The organism is Paenibacillus glucanolyticus NBRC 15330 (assembly GCF_004000885.1).
Lineage (GTDB): Bacteria > Bacillota > Bacilli > Paenibacillales > Paenibacillaceae > Paenibacillus_AQ > Paenibacillus_AQ glucanolyticus.
The window spans coordinates 188843-215520 of sequence record NZ_BIMC01000004.1 but is presented as its reverse complement, the minus strand read 5'-3'; the positions used below and the strand labels follow the sequence as shown (position 1 = coordinate 215520).

Here is a 26678-nt window from a genome sequence, read left to right as displayed (position 1 = left end):
AAACTTTTTTGAAAGAAGTGGTCATATGCAATTGGAAATAGACAAGTCATCGCTTGTGGTTTATGAGGCGTTGGCCAGCGAAGTTCGAATCAAGATAATTCAGCTGCTCTCCAAAAACAAAATGAATATCAAGGATTTGGCTCAAGAACTTCAAATTAGCAGTCCGATTGTGACAAAGCATATTAAAAAACTGGAAGATGCGGGGATTATACGCACGGAGAAAATCCCCGGAAAATCCGGACAGCAAAAAATTTCAATCCTGAAAGTGGATCATATCGAAATCAATTTTCCCAAAAAAATTTTTCATTCTTTTGCTTCCTATGAAGCTTCGGTGCCTATCGGCCATTACACGGATTATGATCTGAAGCCTACCTGCGGCCTTGCGACTGAAAAGGAGTTTATCGGAAGGGTGGATGAGCCTAAGTATTTTATGGATCCGAAGCGGGTTGATGCAGAGATTCTATGGTTTACCGAAGGGTTTATCCAGTACAACATCGCTAACTTTCTTCAGAAGGACGAGAAGCTGCAGCAGTTCGAGATCAGCTTGGAGCTGTCGTCGGAATTTCCTTTTTCCAACGATGTTTGGCCTTCGGATATTACGTTCTCATTAAATGGGATTGAACTCGGTACGTGGACAAGCCCCGGGGATTTCGCAGATACGCGAGGGAAATATACACCTGAATGGTGGCCGCACAACATCAACCAATATGGACTACTGAAAACGATCCGGATTACAAGCCATGGCACATACATTGATGGCGACCCGCTCTCCCCTGTCTCTGTGAACGATCTGGATACCACTTGTGACCGTTGGACCTTTCGAATTGAAGTAAAGCCAGACGCGGAGCACGTTGGAGGAGCCACGATATTCGGCAAAAAATTCGGCAACCACGAACAAGATATCGAGTTCAAAATGTATTATCTGTGAGGGGGATAGGCCCGAGCATTAAGAATGAGGAGCATATAGCGAGAAGAAACCAGCCGAATCAACGGCTGGTTTCTTTTGTGGAGATCTTATTTTTTATTTCACTTAGCAGGAAGATAATTTCGGCAAACGCTATTGTGAAAAAACCTGATACGGTACCAATTATCAACCAGGGTAAAGCAACCATATAATTAAAATCATCATATGACATTTCTGGCTTACCAATCATAAAGAAAACAATCACTGAACAGATTACCTCAATAATTCCGATCGAAAATACGATACTTCCAATCGTATTCTTACGCTGATTGCCTGTTTCCACGGATTTAAGAGCGATAGAACTATTCACGTCTGTTTCCTCTTCGTTTGTTGCTGTCCCACAATGAATACAAAACGGTGCATCAACAGGTAGATCTTGTTTACAGTTGTTACAGTACATTTTGACCTCCTACATTTTATCTCCCTTCTCTTTTTATCGTATACTGTAACTTTTTAATGAAGGGTATACTCAATAAACAAACTAACAAAAAAATAAAATCACTCCTTCACAGGTTTCTCATTCGCAACCAATAAAGGAGTGATTTCAATGTTAGTCCTTACCCTTTCAAGAAACCTTGTGCTCGATTCTCAGCTTGTCTGCGACCATCGCGATGAATTCGCTATTTGTTGGTTTGGATTTGCTGATGTTGATGGTATAACCAAACAGATGGCTGATGGAATCGATATTGCCGCGCGTCCAGGCCACTTCAATGGCGTGACGGATGGCACGCTCCACTCGGGAAGGCGTTGTTTTGAACTTCTCGGCAATGGCCGGATACAGCGTTTTGGTTATCGCACCCAAAATTTCGATATTGTTGTATACCATAGTAATCGCTTCCCGCAAATATTGGTAACCTTTGATATGAGCAGGAACGCCAATTTCGTGAATAATCGATGTGATATTCGCATCCAAATTCTTGCCCTTGCCCATAGGAACCACATTGGATTTCATGCTTGAAAACGGCGTGCTGGACGAGATATTGCTTGGCGATCCAACCAGCTGGCGAATGCGGCTAGCCAGAACCTCCATATCAAACGGCTTCAGAATATAATAAGAGGCACCCAATTGCACAGCACGCTGAGTAATATTCTCCTGACCAAATGCCGTGAGCATAATGACTTTCGGCTGTGGAGACAGGTTCATATCGCGTAAACGCTCAAGTACGCCAAGTCCATCCAGATGAGGCATAATAATATCAAGGATTAGCACATCTGGTGCTTTTCCTGATTCCTCAATCATGTTCAATACTTCTTCGCCATTATAAGCGATTCCGGATACCAACATGTCTTGTTGATCCGAAATGTATTCACCAAGCAGGTTTGTAAACTCACGGTTGTCATCTGCCAATAATACTTCGATCTTTTGCAATTCGTGCTCCTCCTTTATCAGATCAGTGATTAGTTTAGAACATTTTCTTGTGTATAAAGTTTTCGACATGCTTATTTAAATTCCTTCTGTCGAAAATTATTTTTCTTTATTTTTTTTTGAAGTTGATTTATAATTAAATATTTTGTTTCAAATTAATCTGTATTTCGTTCTTTTACGACAAAAAATCTCAAGGCATTAACCTGCCTTAAGATTTTGAGGAGTTGACTCTGTAGATTGTAGTACACCGGAATCCTGAAGCATCCATTCAATAAAGCATCCATATCCCGATTTGGGATCATTCACAAACACGTGGGTTACAGCTCCAATCAGCTTACCGTCTTGGACGATTGGACTGCCGCTCATGCCCTGTACGATACCGCCTGTCTTCTTGAGCAGCCTTGGGTCCGTAATGCGCAGCACAAGCCCTTTCGTTGCCGGAACGTCCTGTTTGGACACATGAACAATCTCAACTGTAAAGCGTTCGACTTCCTGACCTTCAACAACGGTCAAAATCTCGGCTGGGCCTTCCTGAACCTCATGAGACATGGCAACCGGTATCGGCTCCTGATAAAGCCCGTGATCCGGCAGATCATTCATTTTACCAAAAATGCCAAAGTGGGTGTTACGCTCGACGTTGCCCAAAATCTTGCCGTCCTTCGTGAAGGTTGCCCGTTTTTCTCCCGGCTCGCCTTCTTCACTACGGCTAATGGACGTGACGTTAGACTGAACGATCTGGCCACTTCCAACCTCAATAGGGGTTTGAGTATTCATATCGGTGATGACATGGCCCAGGGCGCCATAGACTTTCTGGTGGGGTGCATAGAAGGTCAAGGTGCCTACACCTGCGGCAGAATCACGGATATAGAGGCCAAGGCGCCAGCTTTGATCTTCCTGGTCATAAGCTGGACTCAGCTTGGTCTTCATTTCTTTACCGCCCCGCTTAAAAGAGATATCCAGTGGCCGCTTGGCTTTGCCCGCCTTCTCCACGAGATCTGCAACCTTAGTTACGTCATTGAGCGGCTTGCCATCCATCGTCGTAAGCAGATCGCCAAGTTTTAAACCTGCTGCTTCTCCGGGTGACACTTTGGCACCGTTTTGAACGCGTACCAGGTGATGACCAACCACGAGAATTCCAGAGGATTTCACTTTGACACCGATGGTTTGACCACCCGGGATTACCTTGAGTTCAGGCATCACTTTGACATGTACAGTCTTCAGAGGAATTTTACCGAATAATTTCAGTGTAACTTCAGCTTTTCCGCTTTGCTGAGGATTTAAGTGCAGCGGATGCTTCAATGATACTTGAAGCTGCGATTCGCTGGAGCCGTTGAGTTGCACGACATCCGGACGATCTACTGAAGCGAGTGCTTGAACGGGCATGGCAACATCCAGGCGGGACTGCTGACCGGAAATCAACCTAAGCTCATCAGGCAATGAAGCAAAAGATTGGACAGGATCAGCAGATCCAAGGAAACAAAGAAGGAAAGCAAGAACGAAACCGAGCAGTTTTCTCCTGAGGTTAGGCTTCAATGGCTGTCACGCTCCCTTTTTCTTCTTTCGCTTGACGAAAAGGTGGTCGCCAATTGCGTACCTTTAAGTTACCCTGCCCTTAAGGTTTTATAACTGTCAATCATTGACCCAAAGCCTTTCTGGAAGCCTTTTGCGCTGCCGCCAGATTGAGCATTTCCTGGGCATGATGCAGCGTCTTTTCCGTGATTTCGACTCCGCCAAGCATCCGTGCAAGCTCTTTTACACGCCCCTCTTCCGTCAGGTTCTCCACTTGGGTCATCGTTCTGGAGGCTTCAAGTTTCTTCTCGATTAGATACTGATGATCCGCCATACAAGCCACCTGAGGCAAATGCGTAATGGAGAACACCTGACAGGTTTTGGCCAGCAAAAACAGCTTCTCAGCAATCGATTGGGCTGCTCTGCCGCTAACACCCGTATCGACTTCATCAAAGATTAAGACCGGAATTTGATCATGACGGGCAAATATACTCTTCATCGCCAGCATAATTCTGGACATTTCACCGCCTGAAGCAATCTTGGCAAGCGGACGCAGCGGTTCTCCCGGATTGGCGGATATGAGGAATTCCGCTGTATCCATTCCTTGTTTGGTCAGCCGTACTCGATGTCCTTCATATTCATATCCGTTAGGATCCACCTGCAGCTCTAAACGTACCTCCAGAGAGGTTCGCTCCATCTGAAGATCCTTCAGCTCGCCTTCCACTTGTCGTGCCAAATCCTGCGCGCACTGCTTGCGGGCAATACTGAGCTCTTTAGCACTAACCAAAAGCACGCTCAATAGCTCATCCCGTCGCTGCTCCAACGCTTGAATAAATTCGTCCTTGTTTTCCAGCATGTCAGTTTCCTGCTGAATTCTCACGTAGTATTCCAGAATTTGCTCCACATTATCCCCATATTTTCGGCGTAATCCGGATATCATATCTAAACGAAGCTCAATGTCGTTAAGCCGCTCGGGATTGAATTCAATCCCGTCCCGATAATCGCGAAGCTGGAATACGGCATCCTCAAGCTGATAATACGCAGATTGAAGCTGCTCAACCAGCGGCTTTAACCCCTTCTCGTCATAAGCAGATACATCTTCCAATTTCGACAGTGCCCGGCTGACGGATTCGAGACCCGAGGCACCGTACAAGAGGTCGTATGCTCCTGCTACGGAATCCATCATTTTCTCACTATGGGACAGCTTGGTCCTTTCATCGGAAAGTTCCTCGTCTTCGCCTGTTTTTAGCTCGGCTGCCGCTATTTCCTCCAGCTGAAAACGATACATATCCAGCATTTGATACGCCTTTTGGCTGGTCTCCTGCAGGTCCCTAAGCTCTCTTTCCACTTTACTAAACTCGGAGTACAGCTCCTGGTATTTACGCTTGGCAGGTCCTATGACCTTATCTCCGTACGTATCCAACAAGCTCATATGCTGCTCTGAACGCAGCAAACTTTGATGCTCATGCTGACCATGGATATTAATCAGTTTCTCGCCAACTTCACGGAGCATGCTTAGATTCAGAAGCTGTCCGTTAATACGGGACGTGCTTTTCCCTTGGGCTGTCAGCTCTCTTCGGATCAGCAAATGTTCCTCCCGATCCGCTTCCACACCCAGCTCCTTCAGCGTATTCCATACCGGATGATCAATGGGAAGCTCAAATAAGGCTTCGATCTCCGCCTTGTCACAGCCGTAGCGAATCAGCTCAGCAGAACCGCGCCCGCCTGCAATTAACCCAAGCGCATCGATAATAATGGATTTACCCGCCCCAGTCTCCCCTGTAAGGACATGAAACCCCGGATAAAATTGCACATCCACACTCTCAACAACTGCCAAATTACGAATGGATAACGTGTTTAACATGCTTAACACCTCCACAGCCTGCTTATATATAGGACATTGACTTACGATATGAATTTATTGATCTGGGATACAACGTGTTCCCCATCGGCCTCCGTACGGCAAATTAACAATATGGTGTCATCTCCGCAGATGGTTCCCATAATTTGGGACCACTCCATATTATCCAGCAGTACCGCAACCGAGTTGGCTGTTCCAGGCAAACACTTCATGACGACAAGGTTTCCCGTACGATCGATGTATACGAAATTATCGATCAGCGCTCTTTTGAGCTTCTGTACAGGATTGTAACGCTGATCAGTTGGCATGGAGTATTTGTAACGCCCATCGTCCGTTGGCACCTTAATGAGCAGCAGTTCTTTTATATCTCGTGAGATCGTAGCCTGTGTAACCTGAAAACCCTCAGCACGCAAAGCATCCACAAGCTCATCCTGTGTCTCAATATCATGGTGGGTAATTATATCCCTGATTTTAATATGGCGTTGTCCCTTCATAAAGAGCCTCCTGAGTATTAACTGTTGTATTCATCATTGCCGATCCATTCTTCGTCTGACCAATCTAAACCTAAACGGTGAATGACCTGTTCATTCATATCGATATAGAGCAGCCCGGCACATTCCGGATACAGCAGCAAAAATGGCATGAGCCGGTCACGGATGCCCGAGCCTGTCCAATCGACCGGCATTCGGTCCCGCGACACCTTTACCATATACAGCTCACCGCTGTCATCGGATGCAACATAATCGACAAACAGACGACTATGGATCGGCCTCTGTCCCGTTTCGAAAGATAAGTTTATTTTTACTTTACCCCCAACCACATCATATCCTTCTTCTTCAAGCATCCCAATCGCTGGATGATCTGGTATTCGCTCATTGATCGGGATACCCGGCAGCCGGTCCGGTGATGGTGACATCAGCCAACGATTCAGCCTATAGCCGATAAGCAAGGCAATGACGACACCAAGCAATATCATTAATAACCAATCATAACGCTCATTCATCCTCTCACCTCGAATTTTGTATTCGCGGATGAGAACATAAATTCCTCTTTTTCAGCAAAAGAAACCCATCATTTCGATGAGTTTCCCGTAAATGTATGAGCCGCTTGTGTTACAACGGTGTCAATCCATTGACTCAAGTGGACAGCATCTTGTCCATCTCCCTGAATCGGTGCTTCCGAAACTTCAGAAACCTCCGGCTCTAAACGCCAGTGGGCCAGGAATTCAATATTTCCTTCCCCTCCGGTAATCGGTGAGAAAGTAAGATTTTTCAATTTGAATCCTATCTCTTCAGCAAAAGTCAGCACCTGCGTTAGAACTTCCTTATGAACCTTCGGATCCCGAACCACGCCGGATTTACCGACCTTCTCCCGCCCTGCCTCAAATTGAGGTTTGATCAGAGCGGCAACATCTCCGGGTTTACCCAGCAGCATTTTCAAAGGTGGCAAAATAATGCGGAGGGATATAAACGACACGTCAATGCTTGCGAAATTAGGCGGTGGGCCCTTCAAATCCTCCGGTGTCATATATCGGAAATTCGTTCGCTCCATGACACACACGCGCTCATCGTTACGCAATGACCAGTCCAATTGATTGTAGCCGACGTCAATTGCATACACATAACTTGCCCCGTGCTGGAGTGCGCAATCCGTAAAGCCGCCAGTCGAAGAGCCGATATCCAGCATCGTGCGCTCCTTCATATCGATATCGAATTCACGAATCGCCTTCTCAAGCTTTAAGCCCCCACGACTGACGTACGGATGAACAGAGCCTTTGACTTTCAGTTCTGACGTCCTCGGGATTTTCATGCCGGCCTTCTCGATCCGCTCGGTTCCAGCGTAGACCAGTCCCGCCATAATCGCAGCTTTGGCTTTTTCCCTACTCTCATAATATCCCTGCTCCACGAGCAGGACATCAATCCGTTCTTTCTGAGATGAATCCATATTATACTCCCGATCGTTACTAAGACATAAAACTTCTCTTGCCAAGCTCAGCGGTCCGAGCGGTCTTCAAATTCCGGATTTCCTGACACACCGATTCCAAGGTCAGCCCTACTTCTTCACGCTGCTGCGGAATGCTTCCATGCTCGATAAACCGATCCTCAATGCCCATTAAGGATACGACTGCATCATGTATTCCCTGTTCTGCAAAATACTCCAGAACCGCACTGCCCATACTGCCCGCTTGGGAAACCTCCTCTAGAACCAGCATGGACGTACCGGTCTCTGCCAAATTCTTGAGCATCTCTCCGTCGAGCGGTTTAAGGAACCGGGCATTAACGACTTCTACCGAAATGCCTTCCCGCTTAAGCTGCTCGGCCGCTTCCTCGGCTAATTGTACCATCGGGCCCGAAGCCAATATGGCATACCCTTCACCCGGACGAACGATTTCCCAAGTTCCAATAGGAATGGGTACCAGTTCGGTATCCATCGGGACACCACGAACATTGTTCCGAGGGTAACGATATGCAATCGGACCCTCATTATAGTCGAGAGCTGTTTTCATCATATGACGAAGCTCATTCTCATCTTTCGGCATCATAATGACGATATTCGGGATGTGACGCATAAAGGCCACATCGTATACCCCTTGGTGTGTTTCTCCATCAGCGCCAACAAAGCCGGCGCGATCAATCGCAAACATAACGTTGGCATTATGACGGCAAATATCGTGCACGATCTGGTCATAAGCGCGCTGCATAAACGTCGAATACACGGCAAATACAGGCTTCATGCCTTCCATTGCCATTGCTGCGCACAGTGTTGCTGCATGCTGTTCGGCGATGCCCACGTCAATCATCCGGTCAGGGAATTTCTTGCTGAACGGGATTAAGCCGGACCCGCCTGGCATCGCTGGCGTAACGGCCACGATGCGTTTGTCCTGCTCACCCAGCTCAACCAAAGTCTGCCCGAACACTTCCGTGTACATCGGATTTCCTACGGCTTTAAGAACTTGGCCGGATTCAATCTTATAAGGCGTAATTCCGTGCCATTTATGAGAATCTGATTCTGCAGGACGGTAACCCTTGCCTTTGGTGGTTACCGCATGAACCAGAACAGGTCCATCTACGTTGTCAGCCTGATTTAACGTATCGATCAGCTTGTTCAGATCGTGTCCGTCCACAGGTCCCAAATACGTAAAGCCAAGCTCCTCGAACAGAACGCCGGGAACCATCATGTATTTGAGGCTGTCCTTCATCTTCTCCGCAGTCTTTGCCAATTTCCCGCCGATAGCAGGAATCTTCTTCAGCACCATCTCCACTTCGTCTTTAGCGCGAAGATAAAAGCGGTCTGAACGAATTTTGCTTAAATAGTTATGCATGGCACCCACATTGGGTGCAATCGACATTTCATTATCATTTAAAATGACTATCAGCTTTTTCTGCTCATGGCCAATATGATTGAGAGCCTCAAACGCCATGCCGCCGGTAAGGGCGCCATCCCCGATCATGGCGATAACCCGATTGTTCTCACCCTTCAGATCGCGTGCCATAGCCATTCCCATTGCAGCTGATAGCGAAGTGCTGCTGTGCCCGGCTTCCCAGACATCATGCTCGCTTTCAGAACGCTTAACGAAGCCGCACAAACCCTTGTACTTGCGGAGCGTGTCGAACTGATCCATCCGACCCGTCAGGATTTTGTGTACATAGGCTTGATGACCCACGTCAAAAATCATCTTGTCACGAGGGCTGTCAAAGCAATAGTGCAAGGCCAGCGTGAGTTCAACCACTCCCAGGTTCGGTGCAAGATGGCCACCGGTAACGGACAGTTTTTCAATTAGAAAATTACGGATTTGTACAGCTAAATCCTCGAGTTCGTTCACCGATAAGTTCATTAGTTGTTTGGGATGTTTGATATTTGGAAGAAGCACGAAGAATCTCCCCGCTTTCCTTGATTAAGTTTACGTTTCTGAGGCTGACTTGTGAATCAGCCATTAATAGACATTATATCACAAAAAAACCTTATGCATGTAATGCACGCTTAGTGATCCCGAGCCATCAAGAAATCTGCAATCTCAAGCAGTCTGGATGGATCGTTGAAATTCCCCTCGGTGATAACCCGCTTGGCTTCTGCTGTCAGACGTTCAACCTCTCGCCTTGATGGGTCCAAACCGATGAAGTACGGATAAGTTACTTTCTCCTGCTTCACATCGCTCTGTACCGGCTTCCCAAGCTTGGACTCATCCCCGACCAGATCCAGAATATCATCCTGAATCTGAAAAGCAAGCCCGATGTGGTGTCCAAAAGTCCGAAGCGACTCAATCTGGGCTTCCGTGCATCCGGCGATATGCCCGCCTGCCATAAGTGAGAACATGATCAGATCACTGGTCTTGTGCAGATGGATATACTCCAGCTGCTCCAGCGTCGTCAACCCTTGTTCACCCTCCATGTCGGCAACCTGGCCTCCTACCATTCCCCGAGGCCCTGCATACTCAGCAAGATCCTCCACAATCGACAGCACGCGTTCTGCCGGAACGCCAAACTGTCTGGAAGCCTGAATTATGCTATAGAAAGCGTGGGTCAGCAAGGCGTCACCAGCCAAAATAGCACTGGCCTCACCAAATACCTTGTGATTTGTCGGTTTGCCTCGGCGGTAATCGTCATCATCCATCGCTGGCAGATCATCGTGTACGAGCGAATATGTATGGACCATCTCAACAGCACATGCCACCGGAATTGCGGCATCGCGTGATCCGCCCCCCGCTTCGCAGGCAGCAATCACAAGCAGCGGACGCATACGCTTTCCGCCTGCCATTAAAGAATACGACATGGACTTGTGAAGGGTTTCAGGAACTTTCCAACTTGGGGGAAAAAGATTCGTAAGCTCACTATCAAGCCTGTCACAAATTTCATTCATATATTGATTGATCGGTTGTCTATTATTCACCCAGTTCACCTGTCTCCTCCAGCGTCCCGCCAAAGGGCTTGCGCTTAAGTTCCCCGCCTTCTTCAACAATCATTTCGATCTTCTGCTCAACCTGCTCCAGCTTTTGGCTGCACATCTGCGACAGCTTCATGCCCTGTTGAAATAAATCGATGGCCTTCTCCAGAGGTACGTCTCCATCTTCCAATTGCTCTACAATGGTCTCAAGCTGAGCCATTGCCTCTTCAAAACTGATCTCCACGGTTTCATTCCCCATGCCCTTCATCCTCCTTCATTCCCCATACTTGACACTGCAGCTGTCCATCACTGACCCTCACATTAACCAAATCGCCCAACTGCACATCCTCTAAAGACTTCACGAGTCTCTGCTCTTTCTCGTCATACACCAGACTATACCCTCTGGACATAATCTTAAGCGGACTGAGTGCATCGAGATGCCGCATTTCGGTTTGAAGCTGTGACAGCCTGGATTTCATGATGGACTGCATCGCATTCATTAACTGGCGGTTAGCCTGATCTTTCCTTCGCGCCGCAAACTCCGCTTGCGTGCGCGGATTGTACCGAATCAACCCCTGATGCAGTGATTTTTGCCGCTGACGGCTCAGGGATAGCTGCGATTTCAAATTCCCGTGCAGCCGCTGTAACAGCATGTCCAACCGCTCAGCATGCTGCAGCATGTATCGGCGAGGGTGAACAAGGACGGGAGAGCGCTGAAGTGAAGCTAAACGCTCACGGCTCCGCTTCAGGCGCTGCTGAAGCCCCTGATTCAGCTGCCGCTGTCTCTGAACAAGCTGCCCCTTCAATTCTGCGCTGCTTGGTACCGCAAGCTCCGCTGCAGCAGTTGGCGTAGCTGCCCGAAGATCGGCAACAAAATCGGCGATCGTAAAATCCGTCTCATGACCAACGGCCGATATGACAGGAATGTCCGATTCATAAATGGCTCTTGCTACGATCTCCTCGTTAAATGCCCACAATTCTTCAAGCGATCCACCGCCGCGTCCTACAATGAGTACGTCTGCCTCAGCCATGTCATTCATTGTCCGAATCGCTTTAACAATCGAAGGAGCTGCTCCTTTTCCTTGGACCAGAACGGGATACAATATGGTTCTCGCTTGAGGGTACCGCCTTCTAATGGTAATCATAACATCCCGAACAGCGGCTCCCGTCGGCGAGGTAATGACGCCAATCGTCTTGGGATAAAGCGGCAGGGGGCGCTTGCGATCAGCCGCAAACAAACCTTCCTCCTCCAGCTTGGCTTTCAACTGTTCATATGCCAAATACAAACTGCCGATACCATCCGGCTGCATTTGAACAGCATAGAACTGGTACTGCCCATCCCGTTCGTAAACCGACACGTTTCCACGAGCTATGACCCGCGAGCCTTCCTTCGGAATAAAGGGAAGTCTCTGATTGTGTGTGGCAAACATAATTGCACGAATCCGGCTTCCTTCATCCTTGAGGGTGAAGTACATGTGACCGCTGGAATGATGGGTGAAATTCGAAATTTCACCTCGGATCCAAACATCTGAGAGCCGCGAGTCGCCTTCCATTTTCATACGAATATAACGGTTTAAATCCTTTACGGATAAGACGCGTCCTGGATCTGCTGATTTCATATCAGGCCAACCCATTCAGCCTCTTGGCGGCTAACAAGGTATTCTGCATCAGCATCGTGATGGTCATGGGGCCTACGCCTCCAGGAACCGGGGTAATAGGGCCGGACACTTGCTTCACGCTCTCGAAATCAACATCCCCGGCAAGCTTTCCGTTCTCCAGGCGATTCATCCCGACATCGATGACAACGGCTCCAGGTTTCACATAGCTGGCATCGATCATATTGGCTCTGCCGATCGCGACGACCAGAATATCCGCTTGACGAGCAATTTCGGCCATGTTGGCAGTTCTGGAATGACACATCGTAACCGTGGCATTCTCCCGCTGAAGCAGGAGGGACACCGGCTTGCCCACAATATTGGATCTGCCGATTACAACGGCATGCTTGCCCGCAATCTCTATGCCGGTTCGTTTAATCATTTCAATCACACCTGCTGGAGTACATGGAAGCAAGCTGTCATCGCCTATTACGAGGTTACCCACATTAACCGGATGGAAACCATCCACGTCCTTCTCCACCGAGATTGCATCGATGACAGCTTTCTCATGGATGTGTTTGGGCAGAGGCAGCTGAACCAGAATCCCGTGAATGGAATCCTGGGCATTAAGCTTGTCCACCAGCGCCAGCACTTCTTCTTGGCTGGAATCCGCGGATAGCCGATGCACCTCCGAATAATAACCCAGATCCTGACATGCCTTTTCCTTGTTACGAACGTAAACATGCGAAGCCGGATCATCACCTACAAGTACAACAGCCAAACCAGGACGTACATTCTGCTTGGACAATTGTTCTACTTCTAACGCAATCCCCTTGCGAATTTCCTCGGAAATCTGTTTACCGCTAATAATCGTTGCTGCTGTCATCCTTATCTCTCCTCCACTATGATGGAATGATGCGGCCTTTACGTTAAGTGCGCACAGTTCAAGACTGACGCAGCTTCAATTTGACTTGGTCCAGTTCTTGAATCATCCGGCCCAGTACGCCGTTCACGAATTTACCGGACTCATCGGTTCCAAAATGCTTGGACAACTCAATTGCCTCGTTTACGGCAACCTTCCCAGGCACATCTTCACGACTGCTCAGTTCATATACTGCCAAACGCAGAATTTGACGATCCACACGGGAAAGACGACTCACCTGCCAGCCTTTCAAATAATGAGCGAGCAGTTCATCAATGGATTCCTTGGATTCCCAAGTTCCATTAACGAGCTGCAGTACATACTCCTTCATTTGGACTTCGTCACCGATTACCCGCTCGGTCTCATTCTCTTCGGCCGCTTCCGAGAGCAGCATCGACACGGCTTCCATGCTGTCGACTTCGTTCATCTCCATTTGGTAAAGGCTCTGAACGACAATCTCTCTAGCTACACGTCTTTTCATTTCGTTCCTCCTGTGGACCCTGCCTGAATCCATTTTTTCTAATTAGTATGATCCATTTATCATCAAGACTTGACAACAATAAAACTCCAAAAAAAAACCTGTGAATATCTCTCTCCGCAAAAAAGGCGCACTAAACCTGTCCTCAGCATTTTTTCCGGAGAAAGCATATCACAGGGTTCATTTAAACGGCCGCCAACGCTCAGAAAGCCAGCGCCCCCATTCCTGAAAGTGGAACATGGAGCCTTGCTTCAAATCCTTACGTTTGCCAAATATATAGCCGATAAATACCACTAATGCAAAGAACAACATATCCCAAAAACCGGATAATAAATAAATCAGTCCGCACACAAGCCCGCCGGTCACGCCGGCAATTCTTCCTCTGTGACTCTCCCATATTTCTTTCCAGGGCATTTGGGAAGCTCACCTCTATTCCACGCGGCTCTTGAAGCTTGGTGCCTGAACCACGTTAGCAATATACACGGATACGGATGACACAGGTATTCCAGTTGTATCCTCAACAAAGTCGTGCACCTGCTTCTGTACTTCGGTTGTCAGCGTTGGAATGGATTCCTCTCCATCAACCACGGCGCGAATCGCGATATCCAGACCTGACTGGGATACTTTGATTCGGGACTTCAAATCCTTTACGCCTCGGACGCGTGAAGCAGCCTTGAGACACAGATTCTCGATCGTCTCCACAGAGATTTGGATATCGCCAAATTCTGTACGCTGATCAATGGAATTCAGGTTCGAGCGATCACGTCTTACTGAGATGTAGAAGAAACGAATGCTCAGCAAAAACAACACCGCAGCTACGATAATTCCAGCCCAGAAAAGACGTTGTTCCTGCACACTCGTTAACGTATACGGAACAGCGCCGCTCAACAGGAGGATGGCAACTACGGATATAACACCGATGCTTAAGCTGTAGATAAACAGCAGAAGTCTGTCCATTATTTTGGCCACGATTCAGCACAGCCTCCCTTATAAATTAGAGTAAACCCTCGACATCGCTGCCCAGGGCTAGCCTGAAACTATTCTATTTCACGCGTTGAGCCAGATCCAACTCTTCCGTCTTCTCTACGGATTTCATGAAATGGACATCATGAATATGTACATTGACTTCAATAACCGTAAGCCCTGTCATATTCTCTATTGAACGTTTCACGTTGCGTTGGATTTCTCCAGCTACTTCCGGAAGACGATACCCGTATTCCACAATAACGGATACATCAACAGCAGCTTCGCGTTGTCCCACTTCCACTTTAACACCCTTGGATAAGTTTTTGCGTCCGAGCAGTTCAGCAATACCGCCTGCGAAGCCTCCGCTCATTCCTGCAACTCCACGCACTTCAACCGTGGCAAGTCCAGCGATGACTTCAATAACTTCCGGCGCAATCTGAATCTCACCGATATCTGTACGTTCGAATTCTGTAGGCAAAGTTTCCGCCATTGTCTCAACACACCTTTCAGAATAAGTAAGCGGATGCACCCGAACTGCATAAGGCATGCGCTCTTATTACTCATACTATACCATTTGGCCAAGTTTATGACAAACTTGGCCAAAGTATTCAAATCTCATTTTCTTCCAAAAATTTAATATCAAAGTCACCCTTCAGGAAGGTGGGATGATTCATCAGTTTTTGATGGAACGGGATTGTAGAATAGATTCCCTCAATCTCGAATTCCGCCAAGGCGCGCTTCATCTTCGCAATCGCTTCTTCACGAGTCGGCGCCCATACAATCAACTTGGCAATCATGGAATCATAATAGGGCGAAATGGTATAGCCGGGATATGCCGCGCTGTCCACCCGCACGCCAGGACCACCTGGAGGTAGATAGAACTGAATCGTTCCCGGTGCAGGCATGAAGCCTTTGTCCGGATTCTCGGCATTGATGCGGCATTCGATGGACCAGCCGTTAATGACAACATCCTCTTGACTGAAGGAAAGTGTGTTGCCTTCAGCGACAGAGATCATTTCCTGGATCAGATCCACCCCGGTTACCATTTCGGTCACCGGATGCTCTACCTGAATCCGCGTATTCATTTCCATGAAGTAGAACTGACCGTCTGGCGACAATAAAAATTCAAGCGTTCCGGCACCAGAGTAATCAACAGCTTTCGCCGCGCGCACCGCCGCTTCTCCCATCCGGCTGCGTACCTCTTCACTTAGCACCGGACAAGGAGCTTCTTCAACCAGCTTCTGTCTCCGGCGCTGCACGGAACAGTCACGCTCTCCGAGATGCACGGCGTTGCCGTGTTTGTCAGCCATAATTTGAATTTCGACATGCTTCATGCCGGTTAAATATTTCTCAAGATAAACTCCCGCATTGCCGAATGCTTTCTGAGCTTCCTGCTGTGCGTTTGTAATCTGCTTAACGAGCGACTCTTCGTCCTCTGCGATCCGAATTCCCTTACCCCCGCCACCTGCAGTGGCTTTGATAATGACCGGATAGCCGATATCCCGGGCAAGCATAACCGCCTCGTTCAGATCCTCTACCAAACCGTCCGAGCCCGGAATAACCGGTACACCGGCATCCTTCATCGTTTGTTTTGCAACGGCCTTATCCCCCATACGGTTGATTGCGTCAGCCGAAGGACCGATAAAGGTAATATTGCAGGATTCACAGATCTCAGCAAAGTCCGCGTTCTCGGCCAGGAAGCCGTAACCCGGGTGAATGGCATCACACTCGGTCAGTGTGGCAACACTCATAATATTGGTGAAATTCAGATAACTGTCTTTGGATAGTGTAGGGCCGATACAATAAGCCTCATCCGCTAAGCGAACATGCAGCGACTCGCGATCCGGCTCCGAGTATACAGCAACGGTTGCGATGCCGAGTTCCCGGCATGCCCGGATGATACGAACGGCAATCTCTCCCCTGTTCGCAATAAGCACTTTTTGAAATGTCATGCAGTAACCTCCTTCGGACTCTTACGACTCTCGTTCTTGGCGAGTCCCTCCATATTACTCCGGCTTCACCAGAAACAGAGGCTGCCCGAATTCTACAAGTTGTCCGTTCTGAGCGAGAACCTCTACGATTTCGCCTTTGATCTCTGCTTCCAGTTCGTTCATCAGCTTCATGGCCTCAATGATGCAGACCGTCGATTTATCAGTCACCTTGTCCCCGGGACTAACAAACGGCCCAGCTTCTGGAGACGGGGAACGATAAAAGGTTCCTACCATCGGTGAAACGATTTTATGTAATGAGCTGCTGCTATCCTCCACTGTATCCTGCCCCGGTGCGGCTGCAGGCGCCTGATTCCCCGTATTCGGCTGTACGATCTGTGGTGCCATCACTTGCTGTGCTGGTATGTACGCTTGCGGCGCAGCTTGATAGTTGTTTACAACCTCAGCTGCATTGGGTTTCTTAATGGACAAGCGTGTACCTTCGCTCTCAATCTCCAGTTCATGTACGGAAGTTTGATCCACCAGCTTAATAAGTTCTTTGATTTCGTTTAATTTAAACATTATCGACGTTCACTCCTTCACTTTCTTGGAAGCCCTTGCTTAGGACAGTCAGTCAATAGCTTAGAGTATTATATCACAATCAGGCGAAATAGAAAGAGCCCAAGGCAATCCTTAGACTCTTTCAAGAGTATCGTATAAAGATGCTTTATGTTGAATCCTGCAGACGGGCTTACGGCGTAACATATCGGACAGTTACTTTATCCGGTGAAACCTTCAGTTCCTTCATCACAAGATCGACAATGCCGGCTGCGCCTTTGGCATCAAGTTTGTCGCTCAGAACAACAACATTGTACTTCTCGCTTTCTTCTTTTACAACAGCGTTGCCAAATTGCTGCTGCAGCGACTCCTCGATGCTGAGAATCACTTCCTCTTTCTCTTCAGCCGCTTTCAGCTGTTGGGTTGCTTGTGCCGTTTGCTCCGGCTTATCTTCGTGATTGTCGATCTTTGTCATCAAATCATCGTATAATTTCATATTTTTTTGTGCCCGCTCTAATTTATAGGACTCCAATTGAGCTTCAGCGGAAGTTGCGTTGGCAGCCACTTGCTCTAATATTTCTTTCTCTGATCCCTCTCCGGTATTCGTGCTGCTGGTATCTTTGGAATTCTCAGCTCCATCCTTGGATTCCTTCACCTCAGGCTCTGCCGGTTTTTCTGCTGCCCCATTCTCTTTTCCTTCATCCCCTTGCTCTCCCTGTGTCGCTTCCGCAGGGTCTTGGGCACCTGTGGCACCTGTGTCGGTTGTTCCAGCCCCTTGCTCATTAGCACCGGAATCGCCGTCCGTGCCTTCTTCGAGAACTTCGTTCACAACCAGTTCGTCACCAGTGCCTGTAGTTCCGTTTGCTTCTTGTCCAGCACCTGGCTTCTGTCCGTCAACCTGCGTGCTCTCGGCAACAGGCGGCGCTTTGGTTCCGGAATCATCCGTAAATAAGTAGTAGGCTGACAGAATGACCATTAAACTCAGCATGGAAACCAACCAGATGGTTTGTCTTTTGTTATTCATTTGAACTTTTCCTCCTTTAATTGAAAAACCTTGGAATGAACGATCGGCTCATTCGCGAGACTCCTTGCTTACTACTGCTTGCGTGGGACAACGGATATTCGATAGGATGGGACATTGAGGCCGCGCTGGATCGCATCTACGATCAAGCTTTTGACAATTTCATTCTCCGCGCCCTTGGCTACGACAAGCACACCCCGGACCTGCGGCTTGATCTTCTTGGTAATAATGGGCGTTTGATCACCGGCTGAATCGTAAGTGACGATCTGCCCGTCGCGCTGATAGCTTGTAACATGACGTTTCCCCCCGTTTGCATCGGTTTCCTCCGTCAGCTCTTGTGTATCCTTCATGTTGCGCTGAACCACCAGTTCTTCCGTAGAATCCACGGTTACCATCACATCGACGGATCCTACGCCTACAATCTGTTCCAACATGGTCTTGGTACGCATCTCGAAATCCTGCTCTATCGATTCAAAATCCGCTCCGCCGCTGCTTGAAGTCCCCCCTTGCGTTGTAGATACTGAGGCCGATTCGGGCGGTGGCTCACGGCCGATATTCTCGTGATCAAGCTTCTTTACATTCACGAAAGAATTGAACAGCATGATTGCCACACCGATAAGACCCAGAATGATCAACCAGCGGAAGGTTTGTATTTTTCTCGCTCCGCCAGCTCCTCCGCCAAGCCACTGTTCCAATCGCTTCAACCAATTCCCCATCATCCTCACCTCCGTTACAGCTTTTTATCCTGCTCCTGGCCTGGCATATATATCGTGATCAGATCTGGCTCCAAATCCCAGCGACGGCTGATGTAATCCCGTACGGGCTCCGCCCTTCCCTCCTCGGCTATGCTTACGGCCTCTGCGTTATCCTTAGCGTTTGCCTTCCCATCTCTTTCCGTTGATGAAGGCTCAACGTTGACTCGAACAGAATCCACCGGGGGGATGCCGATGGGGTGCTGATTTTCTTCCTCTACTGCAGCATCCGCTTGTTCCATCCCGGTCAGTCTGACATCGACAGAACGTATTGCCGCGCCGGAATATCCCTTGTCCTGACCGGCAACCGCAGCCAGTACCACCTTAACCTCTTGTACCGCTTCCCCAGTTTCTGCGGAAATTTCTTCCTTCATCACCCGTGCCAGTTCATTGCCTGCCCACTGAAGGCTTTGACTCTGCTGCATATCCTTCAGCTTCTCAGCCTGTGCCATAATCTGTTCCAGTTGAACCTCTTCCGGCAGCCCCTTCTCCTGACGCTCCAGCTCCATCGCCAATTGGTTCTCGGGCGGGTCCGTAATCAGCGAGATAATCGGACTTAGCAGTGTGAGCAGAATGAGGAGGCTTAGAACTAACCGGGCATAACGTTCCATCGCCTTGCCAGGCAGTATCAGATCAACGAAGGCCGCAAAGAGGACCACCATAATGACGCTTTTCAGCCAAGCTCCAAGCCAGTCCATTCGTCAACCCTCCTAAACTGCGACTGTTGCATTTACCTTTTCACCTCATCATGACGGTGATGTTGCCTGCGGTGAGCAATATCGTTATCGCCAGGAAGAACATCATGCTCACGGCGGCCAAGGCTGCAAACACATACAGCATCGTCTTTCCGATCGTTTGCAAGCAGGTCCCGATCGGGGTGTCCCCAAGCGGCTGCATCACCGCAGCTGCCAGATTATATATCAAGGCAAGCGTCAAGATTTTGATTGCAGGAAATGCACACAGAAACAAGATGATGATGACCCCTGCCAGACCGATGGAATTCTTAACGAGCAATGAGGCCGAAATCACGGTATCCGTCGCGTCTGCAAACATCTTGCCGACTACCGGAACGAAATTGCCTGTTACATATTTGGCTGCCCGGATCGTCACGCCGTCCGTAACCGAGCTGGTTAACCCTTGAACGGAAATGACGCCGAGGAACACGGTAAGCAGCACGCCCAGAACCCCCATGGAGATTCCTCTAAGCAGATCGGCAAGCTGGGTCAGCTTGTACTTTTCAGACAGCGAACTCACAAGATGCAGCAGTGCCGAGAAGAACAGCAGCGGGAAAACAATCGTGCTTATCAAGGTGCCTACCGTATGTACCATGAATATGACCAGGGGATGAGCAACCGATACCGTTACAACATTCCCCATTGACGCCATGAGCGCAAAGAGCAGGGGAAGCATCGCCATCATGAAGTCAATCATCTGCGTGATCGCATCCCGCGCATATCCAATCGCGATGCTGAAGCTGTTAACAGCAATGACCAGCACGACCATATAACAGATCGTATAGGCTACGCGGCTCACCGTGCTTTTTTCAAAAGCCGTCTGCAGGTTCTCCAGGATGAGGCTCATGATGCTCAGCATGACGATGGTAGCCAGCAGTTTGCCGTTATAGAGCACCTCATGCCATAAATATTTCCCAATGCCGGACATAACCCCTTTGAAACTTAACCCGTCGCCGCCCGGCAGCAGCATATCCATCAGAGACGGCGTCTTGCCGTCCGGGAAGAATCCGCCGTAATCCTTCATCAACCGGTCCCAGTATTTCTCAACCTGGTCCGTCGGCAGCTGCTCCGTCTGCTGCTCCACCCAATCTCCTGCCGGATTTGATGCCTCAGCCGCGGATACCGTGCCGCACAACAAGCCGGAGAGAAACAACATCAAGGTTAGTAAACGAAACACGGCTAAGCTTTTTTGAATGGTCGCTCCTCTTCCCATGTCCCCCCACCTTTATCAAGCCGGGAGGAGCTTCAGGACCGTCTCGATAATGATCCCGATAATCGGTACAGCGAGCACCAATATGAGCACTTTTCCCGCCAGTTCTATTTTGGATGCGATTGATTCCTGTCCGGCATCTCGTACGATCTGGGCTCCCATCTCCGCAATATAGGCAATGCCGATAATCTTCAGGACCGTCTTTAGATATATGATCTGGACTCCGGAGTTCTCCGCCAAATCCTCCAGCATGGATATGACATTTCCGATCTTCCCGATGAGGAAGAGAAAGATCAGCACTGAGGTCGCCACGGCGAGAAGAAAGGCAAAGAGAGGCTTCTGTTCCTTGACCACCAATATCAGCACGGTTGCGATGAGACCCAGCCCTACCACCTGGATAATTTCCATAAAGGTCCACCTACTGGAATAGAAAAATACTTTTGATTTCCTTAAGCAAATCGTCGAGCAGTCTTATGACCATAAACAGCACCACCACAAACCCGATAAGAGTCACCCAATGCGCCATGTCTTCCTTGCCCATTTGTTTCAGAACGGTATGGATCATGGCGATAATAATGCCGATACCCGCGATCTGGAAGATGGCATTCACTTCAATGTTCATTTCCTTGGCACCTCGCTAAAAGATCAAAATGACGATCAATGCTCCAATTAGCAGCCCCAGACTCTTGCTCATCTTTTCATATTTGACCTGGTCGTCCCTAGCCGCTGCTTCTTCATGCTTCAGCTGACCGACGGCCAGAGCTATATGTTTGATCTGGTCCTGCCTGTCACTGGTGCCAAGTACGCCGCTAAGCTGCTCCAACACCTCTCGCTCGGCACTTTTCATCGATGTTCGCTTCCAATATTCGCCAAGTGCCTTCCGGATGCTGTCCTGTGCGGATAACCCGTAGTCGGGTCTCATGTAAAGTGCAGCTGAGGCAAACAAGGATCTGAGCGGCTCTCGAAGGGAAGTGCCAATTCGCTCCAGTGCATCGGGAAGCGGTGTAAAACCGTAGCTGATTTCCGTCTCTAGCCGTTGAAACGCCAGAATGAGTTCTCTTAGCTGCCTGGGTCTTGTCGCAAACTGCTGGGCTTGAAAAAATCCGGCCAAAGTACCTGCTCCCAGCACGAGCACCGCGCCCACCAGTTTAAGCATAGGCATCACCGCCAGGCGGGCCGCTCGCAGCCGGCTGAAGTGTGCGCTGACCTCCGTCATACAGCTTGTATGATCTTTGGTCACCCGTTCTGTTAAGAACGGCATACATCTCAAACATCCGGTTCTCCAGTAATCCGGAGAGTGCTGGTCGGCCCCGCATATCCTGGACGGATGAACCATGCGCCGTTGCAATCACGCTTATGCCTGCATGCAAGGCTTCAATGACAGCTTCGGCGTCTTCCGGGCGGCCGATCTCGTCCACAATCAGCACATCCGGCGACATGGACCTTATCATCATCATCATCCCTTCCGCTTTCGGACATCCATCCAGCACATCCGTACGGGGACCCACGTCAAATCCCGGCACTCCCCGCAAACAACCTGCAATTTCAGAACGTTCGTCAACGATGCCAACTTTCATTCCCGGCCAATGCACGGCCGACTTTCCCCATTTGCCATGGCTGATTTGCCTCGCCAAGTCCCTGAGCAGCGTGGTCTTGCCTTGCTGAGGCGGAGATAGAATCAGCGTGTGCAGGACCCTCTTCCGCTTGCGGTCCAGTAAATGCGGGATGATATCGTCTGCTGCTCCCTGTACTTCCTTGGCAATCCGTACATTGAATCCGCTGATGTCCCGAATGTGTTCAACTCTACCTCCGCTAAGCACGGTCCGGCCTGTGAGTCCAACCCGATGACCGCCGGGTATCGTGATGAACCCTTTGCGCAGCTCCTCTTCCATGGTGTAGAGGGAATGATTACTGATGAGATCCAGCAGCCTGTGGGTGTCTTCGCGTGTCGGTTTATACGCTTCTTCTGGCCGCAGAGTGAGTCCGCCCCGCAGGTCCAGAAAGTGATGCTTACCCGCCGAATTGATTTCGAGCGGACGCTCCTCCCGGATGCGCACCTCCTCCACATGATGGAGAAGCTCGTTCGATAAGCCCAGCAGCATTCGTTTTACGGTTTCGGGAAACAGTTCTAACCAGCTCAGTGTCATCTCAATTTCCCCCAAGTTGTCCTTTTTTGAAATATGGCGCTTTACAGAACGTCATTTAAATAAATAGAACTTCTTATCCCATGTGTATGCTTGTACCGAGAAATTATGCAGCGAATCTATCATTTTTTTAAAACTCCGTATAAGAGACAGGAGACGCCGCACAAAATCCAGCCAATCTTCCCCCAAGACAATTTATCTGCCATTCCTACAAGACCGATCGTTGTCGTAATAATCAACACCAGCGGACCCGTGAAAGCCAGTGCTGAATTAACAGCCAGCGCTTTATCAACTTGATTCAGTCGAAGCATGATGATGGCCGCCACAATCTCGAGACTGCCGGAGAAAATTCGCAATGTAGCCATACTAGCGACAAACTTGTCCAGCATGCTGTTTATCCTCCTTCTTCCTTCTTCACGTCAGTGATGTTTAAAAATATGCGAGTGACTCTCGTTTTATCTCTATTTTTTTCAATTTCATAGAACCGATATCTGAAGCGAATGAACAACGCAAAAAATCCCGATCGATATCGACCGGGATTACTCTATTAAAACAGGTATAATAGCTGAAAATGTTATCGTCGAACCTGCGGTCCGCCAACGGAAGCCTGCTGGTCTGTATCCAGCCCGTACGCAGTATGCAGCGCCTGTACAACACCTTCGAGATTGCTGCCCTCAATTACGCAGGACACTTTAATCTCGGAAGTGCTAACCATCTTGATGCTGACGCCTTGCTGTGAAATCACATCGAACATCTGAGCTGCCACGCCAGGATGGCTGACCATTCCCGCTCCGACAATCGACACTTTCACAAGATGATCTTCCGATGTCACATCACGGTACGGAAGTTTACCGCGAATCTGCTCAATTACGGACAGTGCGCGTTCGCGATCGCTCAGGGAAACGGTAAAGGAAAAGTCCGCTTCGCCATTCTGCACACCACTCTGCACGATAATATCGACGTCAATCGCTTCCTTCGCCAGCTCTCCGAACACTTGAGCCAAGACACCCGGCGTATCGGCAACACCCAGGATACTGATTCTGGCTACATTCTTGTCAAATGCAATTCCGCTGACAACCACACCTTGCTCCATGCTTGTTTCCTCCTTAACAACCGTACCCTCGTTATGATTAAAACTGGATCTGACGACTAGCTTGACTTGATTATGCTTCGCATATTCAACCGCACGCGGGTGAAGGACCGCTGCACCAAGATTGGCAAGCTCCAGCATCTCGTCATAGGAAATCTCCTTCAGCTTCCGCGCGCATTGGACTACCCGCGGATCTGTAGAGTAGATTCCGTCCACATCCGTATATATTTCACATACATCCGCTTGAATGGCTGCTGCAAGAGCAACCGCGGTGGTGTCTGATCCTCCGCGACCAAGCGTCGTAATTTCTCCTTCTTCGGACATTCCCTGGAATCCCGCGACAATGACGATGTGACCATCGTCAAGCGCCTTATGCACGCGCTCAGGCATAATGTCGGTTATACGAGCTTTGCCATGGACCGCTTCCGTACGGAAGCCTGCCTGCCAGCCAGTAAAGGACATCGCCTTGCGCCCCAGGCCGTGAATAGCCATGGACAGCAGTGAAATCGATATCTGTTCCCCTGTGGTCATCAGCATATCCATTTCCCGCGCCGGCGGGTTATCATTCAACAGTTTCGCCTGATCGATCAAATCGTCTGTTGTATCCCCCATAGCAGACACTACAACTACACATTGATGACCTTCATCTTGTTTCTCTACAATTCTTCTGGCAACACGCTTCATGCGTTCTGTATCCCCAACAGAGCTGCCTCCGAATTTCATGACGTACAGTGACAATGCTTCTTTCACTCCCCGCTAATCAGTATGTAACAGCATTCAGGTGGTTTCTCACTTTAAAACAGTATAATACGAAAGTGAGTCATCCCGTCAAGGCTTTTCAAAAGCAAAACGTGCACAGCGCATGGATCCAGACCCGGCTCATCGCAAAAAACTCCCGTACATGCGTACAGGAGTCCTTGATTTAGAACATATTGGCACCCTGCGAGTCTTCGAAGGGTTCCGTTTAAGCCACACTAAGCACGGGAGATATATTTACCTTCGCGCGTATCAATCAGAAGCACATCGTCTTCGTTAATGAACAGCGGAACCTGCACATTGAGGCCGGTTTCCACTTTCGCACTCTTCGTAGCACCCGTAGCCGTGTTGCCTTTGATTCCAGGCTCGGTCTCAACAACCTTCAGCTCAACGCTGTTTGGCAGGTTGATACCAAGGATCTCACCTTGGTAGCTGATGATGTTAACGTTCATATTCTCTCTCAGGAAGTTAAGCTCCCACTCCAGCTGCTCGCTGGTCAAGCTGAACTGATCATAAGTTTCGTTGTCCATAAACACATGCTCTTGTCCGCTTGCGTACAGGTATTGCACTCCGCGGTTGTCGATGATGGCACGACCGATGGTTTCCCCCGCACGGAATGTCTTCTCAACGGTGTTGCCGTTGCGAAGGTTTTTCAACTTGGAGCGCACGAAAGCTGCGCCTTTACCCGGCTTCACATGTTGAAAATCCAAAACACTAAAAATATCGCCATCCACTTCTACGGTCAAACCTGTTTTAAAATCGTTAACTGAAATCACTAAGATTCCCTCCTAAAGATACGGTCTAATGAATTGCATTTCATTCCTGATCAAACATTCTTGGTCATAAGAGACTCCTGGAGCTGCCTCTTTATAGTACAGTGTAATCTTTGGACGAGCTAGTCAGTATATGAATACCCGTTTCCGTGATTACGATATCATCTTCGATACGCACGCCGCCAAGCCCAGGCAAGTAGATACCCGGCTCGACCGTGACCACCATGCCCGGCTGCAGCACATCATCACTCATCTTGGAGAGGCGCGGAGATTCATGAACCTCCATACCCAAACCATGTCCCGTGCTGTGGCCAAAATATTCGCCATATCCATAACGTGAAATGATATCACGTGTTAAGGCATCTGCCTCGCGTCCCGTCATGCCTGGTTTAATATGATCCAGTGCGTGAAGCTGCGCTTCAAGCACAATATCATAGATTTCCTTCAGTTTAGGGTCAGGATTGCCGAGTGCAACAGTTCTTGTCAAATCGGAGCAGTATCCGTCAAGCAGCGCACCGAAATCAAATGTAATGAATTCATTCCCCTGAATGACGCGCTGACTGGCAACACCGTGCGGAAGGGCGGATCGTTCGCCGGAGGCAACGATGGTGTCGAAGGAAGAGGAGGTCGCTCCATGCTTGCGCATGAACATTTCCATTTCCAGATCGATCTCCCGTTCCGTTTTACCGCTCGACAGAATGGTCAGCACATGACTGAACGTTTGATCCGCCAAATCTGCCGCTCGCTGCATGATACTCAGCTCTTCAGCATCCTTAAATATACGCAGTTCCTCCACAAGGCCTGTAACCGGCGCCAAGCTGATTGGTGCAAGCTGTTCGGAATATGTGGAAAACACACCGTATGTAACATGATCCTGTTCAAAACCAAGCGAGGTGATTCCTTCTGCAGCAAGCAGATCTTTAACCGTATCCATGACCTTCGGTCCATGCTCGACCACTGTAAACCCAACCGCTTGCTGCGGAGCCTGTGTCATGTAACGGAAATCCGTCAATAGATAAGATTCATTCAGCGTGATCAGCACATAACCGGCAGATCCGGTGAATCCCGTTAAGTATCTGCGGTTGACCGGACTTGCAACCAGCATAGCCGACAAGCCTTTGCCTTGAAGTTTCTCACGCAGCTCAACAACTCGTTTGTTACTCATTCGTT

The 26678-nt window shown here is 49.0% G+C and carries 31 protein-coding genes; 1 reads left to right on the top strand and 30 read right to left on the bottom strand.

Annotated elements, in window-relative coordinates; translation table 11 throughout:
- The first annotated feature begins 25 nt into the window (after positions 1–25).
- Positions 26–928 (top strand): ArsR/SmtB family transcription factor, encoded by a 903-nt coding sequence (locus PGL02S_RS09000; protein ID WP_006209385.1) that lies wholly within the window; start codon positions 26–28, stop codon positions 926–928.
- 58 nt (positions 929–986) lie between these two features.
- On the opposite strand, the gene PGL02S_RS08995 is transcribed toward PGL02S_RS09000, so the two are convergent.
- From PGL02S_RS08995 to PGL02S_RS08850, 30 genes are all read right to left on the bottom strand, one after another.
- The gene (locus PGL02S_RS08995; protein ID WP_036636773.1) at positions 987–1364 is read right to left on the bottom strand and encodes a zinc ribbon domain-containing protein; all 378 of its coding nucleotides are present in this window, start codon (positions 1362–1364) and stop codon (positions 987–989) included.
- Positions 1365–1529: 165 nt separating this feature from the next.
- Complete coding sequence (gene spo0A, locus PGL02S_RS08990; RefSeq protein ID WP_036636771.1) at positions 1530–2333, bottom strand: sporulation transcription factor Spo0A; 804 nt, start codon at positions 2331–2333, stop codon at positions 1530–1532.
- Positions 2334–2528: 195 nt separating this feature from the next.
- A complete protein-coding gene (spoIVB, locus tag PGL02S_RS08985) occupies positions 2529–3863 on the bottom strand; it encodes a SpoIVB peptidase (RefSeq protein WP_006209383.1) in 1335 nt (444 codons plus the stop codon).
- Between the two features lie 100 nt (positions 3864–3963).
- Positions 3964–5703: a DNA repair protein RecN gene (recN, locus tag PGL02S_RS08980; protein ID WP_036636768.1), complete on the bottom strand. Its 1740-nt coding sequence runs from the start codon at positions 5701–5703 to the stop codon at positions 3964–3966.
- 41 nt (positions 5704–5744) lie between these two features.
- Positions 5745–6194, bottom strand: coding sequence for a transcriptional regulator AhrC/ArgR (gene ahrC / locus PGL02S_RS08975; protein WP_006209381.1), 450 nt, complete (start codon positions 6192–6194; stop codon positions 5745–5747).
- Positions 6195–6211: 17 nt separating this feature from the next.
- Entirely contained in the window at positions 6212–6703 is a 492-nt protein-coding gene (locus PGL02S_RS08970) for a hypothetical protein (protein ID WP_006209380.1), read from the bottom strand.
- Between the two features lie 68 nt (positions 6704–6771).
- Positions 6772–7644 (bottom strand): TlyA family RNA methyltransferase, encoded by an 873-nt coding sequence (locus PGL02S_RS08965; RefSeq protein ID WP_006209379.1) that lies wholly within the window; start codon positions 7642–7644, stop codon positions 6772–6774.
- 19 nt (positions 7645–7663) lie between these two features.
- Entirely contained in the window at positions 7664–9571 is a 1908-nt protein-coding gene (dxs, locus tag PGL02S_RS08960) for a 1-deoxy-D-xylulose-5-phosphate synthase (protein ID WP_006209378.1), read from the bottom strand.
- A 110-nt stretch (positions 9572–9681) separates the two neighbouring features.
- Complete coding sequence (locus PGL02S_RS08955) at positions 9682–10557, bottom strand: polyprenyl synthetase family protein (protein WP_152825305.1); 876 nt, start codon at positions 10555–10557, stop codon at positions 9682–9684.
- Positions 10558–10579: 22 nt separating this feature from the next.
- On the bottom strand, positions 10580–10840 hold the full coding sequence (gene xseB, locus PGL02S_RS08950) for an exodeoxyribonuclease VII small subunit (RefSeq protein ID WP_006209376.1): 261 nt from the start codon (positions 10838–10840) through the stop codon (positions 10580–10582).
- Positions 10830–12200, bottom strand: coding sequence for an exodeoxyribonuclease VII large subunit (gene xseA / locus PGL02S_RS08945; RefSeq protein ID WP_036637021.1), 1371 nt, complete (start codon positions 12198–12200; stop codon positions 10830–10832). The genes xseB and xseA overlap by 11 nt, the downstream gene beginning before the upstream one ends.
- Before the next feature lies 1 nt (position 12201).
- A complete protein-coding gene (gene folD, locus PGL02S_RS08940) occupies positions 12202–13062 on the bottom strand; it encodes a bifunctional methylenetetrahydrofolate dehydrogenase/methenyltetrahydrofolate cyclohydrolase FolD (RefSeq protein WP_036636766.1) in 861 nt (286 codons plus the stop codon).
- Between the two features lie 58 nt (positions 13063–13120).
- Positions 13121–13579 (bottom strand): transcription antitermination factor NusB, encoded by a 459-nt coding sequence (nusB, locus tag PGL02S_RS08935; protein WP_006209373.1) that lies wholly within the window; start codon positions 13577–13579, stop codon positions 13121–13123.
- A gap of 177 nt (positions 13580–13756) precedes the next feature.
- On the bottom strand, positions 13757–13990 hold the full coding sequence (locus PGL02S_RS08930) for a DUF2273 domain-containing protein (protein ID WP_006209372.1): 234 nt from the start codon (positions 13988–13990) through the stop codon (positions 13757–13759).
- A gap of 15 nt (positions 13991–14005) precedes the next feature.
- A complete protein-coding gene (gene amaP, locus PGL02S_RS08925; protein WP_006209371.1) occupies positions 14006–14545 on the bottom strand; it encodes an alkaline shock response membrane anchor protein AmaP in 540 nt (179 codons plus the stop codon).
- Between the two features lie 73 nt (positions 14546–14618).
- Positions 14619–15032 (bottom strand): Asp23/Gls24 family envelope stress response protein, encoded by a 414-nt coding sequence (locus tag PGL02S_RS08920; RefSeq protein ID WP_006209370.1) that lies wholly within the window; start codon positions 15030–15032, stop codon positions 14619–14621.
- A gap of 118 nt (positions 15033–15150) precedes the next feature.
- Positions 15151–16494 carry an acetyl-CoA carboxylase biotin carboxylase subunit gene (gene accC / locus PGL02S_RS08915; protein WP_036636762.1) on the bottom strand — a complete coding sequence of 448 codons (1344 nt, stop codon included), beginning with the start codon at positions 16492–16494 and terminating at the stop codon, positions 15151–15153.
- 54 nt (positions 16495–16548) lie between these two features.
- On the bottom strand, positions 16549–17052 hold the full coding sequence (gene accB / locus PGL02S_RS08910) for an acetyl-CoA carboxylase biotin carboxyl carrier protein (protein WP_006209369.1): 504 nt from the start codon (positions 17050–17052) through the stop codon (positions 16549–16551).
- A gap of 169 nt (positions 17053–17221) precedes the next feature.
- Positions 17222–18052 (bottom strand): SpoIIIAH-like family protein, encoded by an 831-nt coding sequence (locus PGL02S_RS08905; RefSeq protein WP_006209368.1) that lies wholly within the window; start codon positions 18050–18052, stop codon positions 17222–17224.
- Positions 18053–18123: 71 nt separating this feature from the next.
- Positions 18124–18765: a stage III sporulation protein AG gene (spoIIIAG, locus tag PGL02S_RS08900; protein ID WP_006209367.1), complete on the bottom strand. Its 642-nt coding sequence runs from the start codon at positions 18763–18765 to the stop codon at positions 18124–18126.
- Positions 18766–18779: 14 nt separating this feature from the next.
- On the bottom strand, positions 18780–19499 hold the full coding sequence (gene spoIIIAF, locus PGL02S_RS08895; RefSeq protein ID WP_036636758.1) for a stage III sporulation protein AF: 720 nt from the start codon (positions 19497–19499) through the stop codon (positions 18780–18782).
- A 40-nt stretch (positions 19500–19539) separates the two neighbouring features.
- On the bottom strand, positions 19540–20748 hold the full coding sequence (gene spoIIIAE, locus PGL02S_RS08890) for a stage III sporulation protein AE (RefSeq protein WP_086936514.1): 1209 nt from the start codon (positions 20746–20748) through the stop codon (positions 19540–19542).
- A gap of 15 nt (positions 20749–20763) precedes the next feature.
- Positions 20764–21153 carry a stage III sporulation protein AD gene (gene spoIIIAD, locus PGL02S_RS08885; protein ID WP_006209364.1) on the bottom strand — a complete coding sequence of 130 codons (390 nt, stop codon included), beginning with the start codon at positions 21151–21153 and terminating at the stop codon, positions 20764–20766.
- 10 nt (positions 21154–21163) lie between these two features.
- Positions 21164–21367: a stage III sporulation protein AC gene (gene spoIIIAC, locus PGL02S_RS08880; RefSeq protein ID WP_006209363.1), complete on the bottom strand. Its 204-nt coding sequence runs from the start codon at positions 21365–21367 to the stop codon at positions 21164–21166.
- A 15-nt stretch (positions 21368–21382) separates the two neighbouring features.
- Positions 21383–21901 carry a stage III sporulation protein SpoIIIAB gene (gene spoIIIAB, locus PGL02S_RS08875; RefSeq protein ID WP_006209362.1) on the bottom strand — a complete coding sequence of 173 codons (519 nt, stop codon included), beginning with the start codon at positions 21899–21901 and terminating at the stop codon, positions 21383–21385.
- Entirely contained in the window at positions 21894–22892 is a 999-nt protein-coding gene (gene spoIIIAA, locus PGL02S_RS08870; RefSeq protein ID WP_006209361.1) for a stage III sporulation protein AA, read from the bottom strand. Before spoIIIAA ends, spoIIIAB begins: the two co-directional genes overlap by 8 nt.
- Positions 22893–23011: 119 nt before the next feature.
- Positions 23012–23278, bottom strand: coding sequence for a YqhV family protein (locus PGL02S_RS08865; protein ID WP_006209360.1), 267 nt, complete (start codon positions 23276–23278; stop codon positions 23012–23014).
- Positions 23279–23463: 185 nt separating this feature from the next.
- Positions 23464–24717, bottom strand: coding sequence for an aspartate kinase (locus PGL02S_RS08860; protein WP_006209359.1), 1254 nt, complete (start codon positions 24715–24717; stop codon positions 23464–23466).
- Positions 24718–24953: 236 nt separating this feature from the next.
- Positions 24954–25511 (bottom strand): elongation factor P, encoded by a 558-nt coding sequence (efp, locus tag PGL02S_RS08855; protein WP_006209358.1) that lies wholly within the window; start codon positions 25509–25511, stop codon positions 24954–24956.
- A gap of 91 nt (positions 25512–25602) precedes the next feature.
- A complete protein-coding gene (locus PGL02S_RS08850; RefSeq protein ID WP_036636756.1) occupies positions 25603–26673 on the bottom strand; it encodes a M24 family metallopeptidase in 1071 nt (356 codons plus the stop codon).
- Between the last annotated feature and the right edge of the window lie 5 nt (positions 26674–26678).

What these genes read in the sequence shown, in the direction of transcription:
- PGL02S_RS09000 (WP_006209385.1), top strand. Translation starts at nt 26, where the DNA reads ATGCAATTGGAAATAGACAAGTCATCGCTTGTGGTTTATGAGGCGTTG.
- PGL02S_RS08995 (WP_036636773.1), bottom strand. Translation starts at nt 1,364, where the DNA reads ATGTACTGTAACAACTGTAAACAAGATCTACCTGTTGATGCACCGTTT.
- recN (WP_036636768.1), bottom strand. Translation starts at nt 5,703, where the DNA reads ATGTTAAACACGTTATCCATTCGTAATTTGGCAGTTGTTGAGAGTGTG.
- ahrC (WP_006209381.1), bottom strand. Translation starts at nt 6,194, where the DNA reads ATGAAGGGACAACGCCATATTAAAATCAGGGATATAATTACCCACCAT.
- PGL02S_RS08970 (WP_006209380.1), bottom strand. Translation starts at nt 6,703, where the DNA reads ATGAATGAGCGTTATGATTGGTTATTAATGATATTGCTTGGTGTCGTC.
- PGL02S_RS08965 (WP_006209379.1), bottom strand. Translation starts at nt 7,644, where the DNA reads ATGGATTCATCTCAGAAAGAACGGATTGATGTCCTGCTCGTGGAGCAG.
- PGL02S_RS08955 (WP_152825305.1), bottom strand. Translation starts at nt 10,557, where the DNA reads ATGAATGAAATTTGTGACAGGCTTGATAGTGAGCTTACGAATCTTTTT.
- xseB (WP_006209376.1), bottom strand. Translation starts at nt 10,840, where the DNA reads ATGGGGAATGAAACCGTGGAGATCAGTTTTGAAGAGGCAATGGCTCAG.
- xseA (WP_036637021.1), bottom strand. Translation starts at nt 12,200, where the DNA reads ATGAAATCAGCAGATCCAGGACGCGTCTTATCCGTAAAGGATTTAAAC.
- folD (WP_036636766.1), bottom strand. Translation starts at nt 13,062, where the DNA reads ATGACAGCAGCAACGATTATTAGCGGTAAACAGATTTCCGAGGAAATT.
- nusB (WP_006209373.1), bottom strand. Translation starts at nt 13,579, where the DNA reads ATGAAAAGACGTGTAGCTAGAGAGATTGTCGTTCAGAGCCTTTACCAA.
- PGL02S_RS08930 (WP_006209372.1), bottom strand. Translation starts at nt 13,990, where the DNA reads ATGCCCTGGAAAGAAATATGGGAGAGTCACAGAGGAAGAATTGCCGGC.
- PGL02S_RS08920 (WP_006209370.1), bottom strand. Translation starts at nt 15,032, where the DNA reads ATGGCGGAAACTTTGCCTACAGAATTCGAACGTACAGATATCGGTGAG.
- accC (WP_036636762.1), bottom strand. Translation starts at nt 16,494, where the DNA reads ATGACATTTCAAAAAGTGCTTATTGCGAACAGGGGAGAGATTGCCGTT.
- accB (WP_006209369.1), bottom strand. Translation starts at nt 17,052, where the DNA reads ATGTTTAAATTAAACGAAATCAAAGAACTTATTAAGCTGGTGGATCAA.
- PGL02S_RS08905 (WP_006209368.1), bottom strand. Translation starts at nt 18,052, where the DNA reads ATGAATAACAAAAGACAAACCATCTGGTTGGTTTCCATGCTGAGTTTA.
- spoIIIAG (WP_006209367.1), bottom strand. Translation starts at nt 18,765, where the DNA reads ATGGGGAATTGGTTGAAGCGATTGGAACAGTGGCTTGGCGGAGGAGCT.
- spoIIIAF (WP_036636758.1), bottom strand. Translation starts at nt 19,499, where the DNA reads ATGGACTGGCTTGGAGCTTGGCTGAAAAGCGTCATTATGGTGGTCCTC.
- spoIIIAE (WP_086936514.1), bottom strand. Translation starts at nt 20,748, where the DNA reads ATGGGAAGAGGAGCGACCATTCAAAAAAGCTTAGCCGTGTTTCGTTTA.
- spoIIIAD (WP_006209364.1), bottom strand. Translation starts at nt 21,153, where the DNA reads ATGGAAATTATCCAGGTGGTAGGGCTGGGTCTCATCGCAACCGTGCTG.
- spoIIIAC (WP_006209363.1), bottom strand. Translation starts at nt 21,367, where the DNA reads ATGAACATTGAAGTGAATGCCATCTTCCAGATCGCGGGTATCGGCATT.
- spoIIIAB (WP_006209362.1), bottom strand. Translation starts at nt 21,901, where the DNA reads ATGCTTAAACTGGTGGGCGCGGTGCTCGTGCTGGGAGCAGGTACTTTG.
- spoIIIAA (WP_006209361.1), bottom strand. Translation starts at nt 22,892, where the DNA reads ATGACACTGAGCTGGTTAGAACTGTTTCCCGAAACCGTAAAACGAATG.
- PGL02S_RS08865 (WP_006209360.1), bottom strand. Translation starts at nt 23,278, where the DNA reads ATGCTGGACAAGTTTGTCGCTAGTATGGCTACATTGCGAATTTTCTCC.
- PGL02S_RS08850 (WP_036636756.1), bottom strand. Translation starts at nt 26,673, where the DNA reads ATGAGTAACAAACGAGTTGTTGAGCTGCGTGAGAAACTTCAAGGCAAA.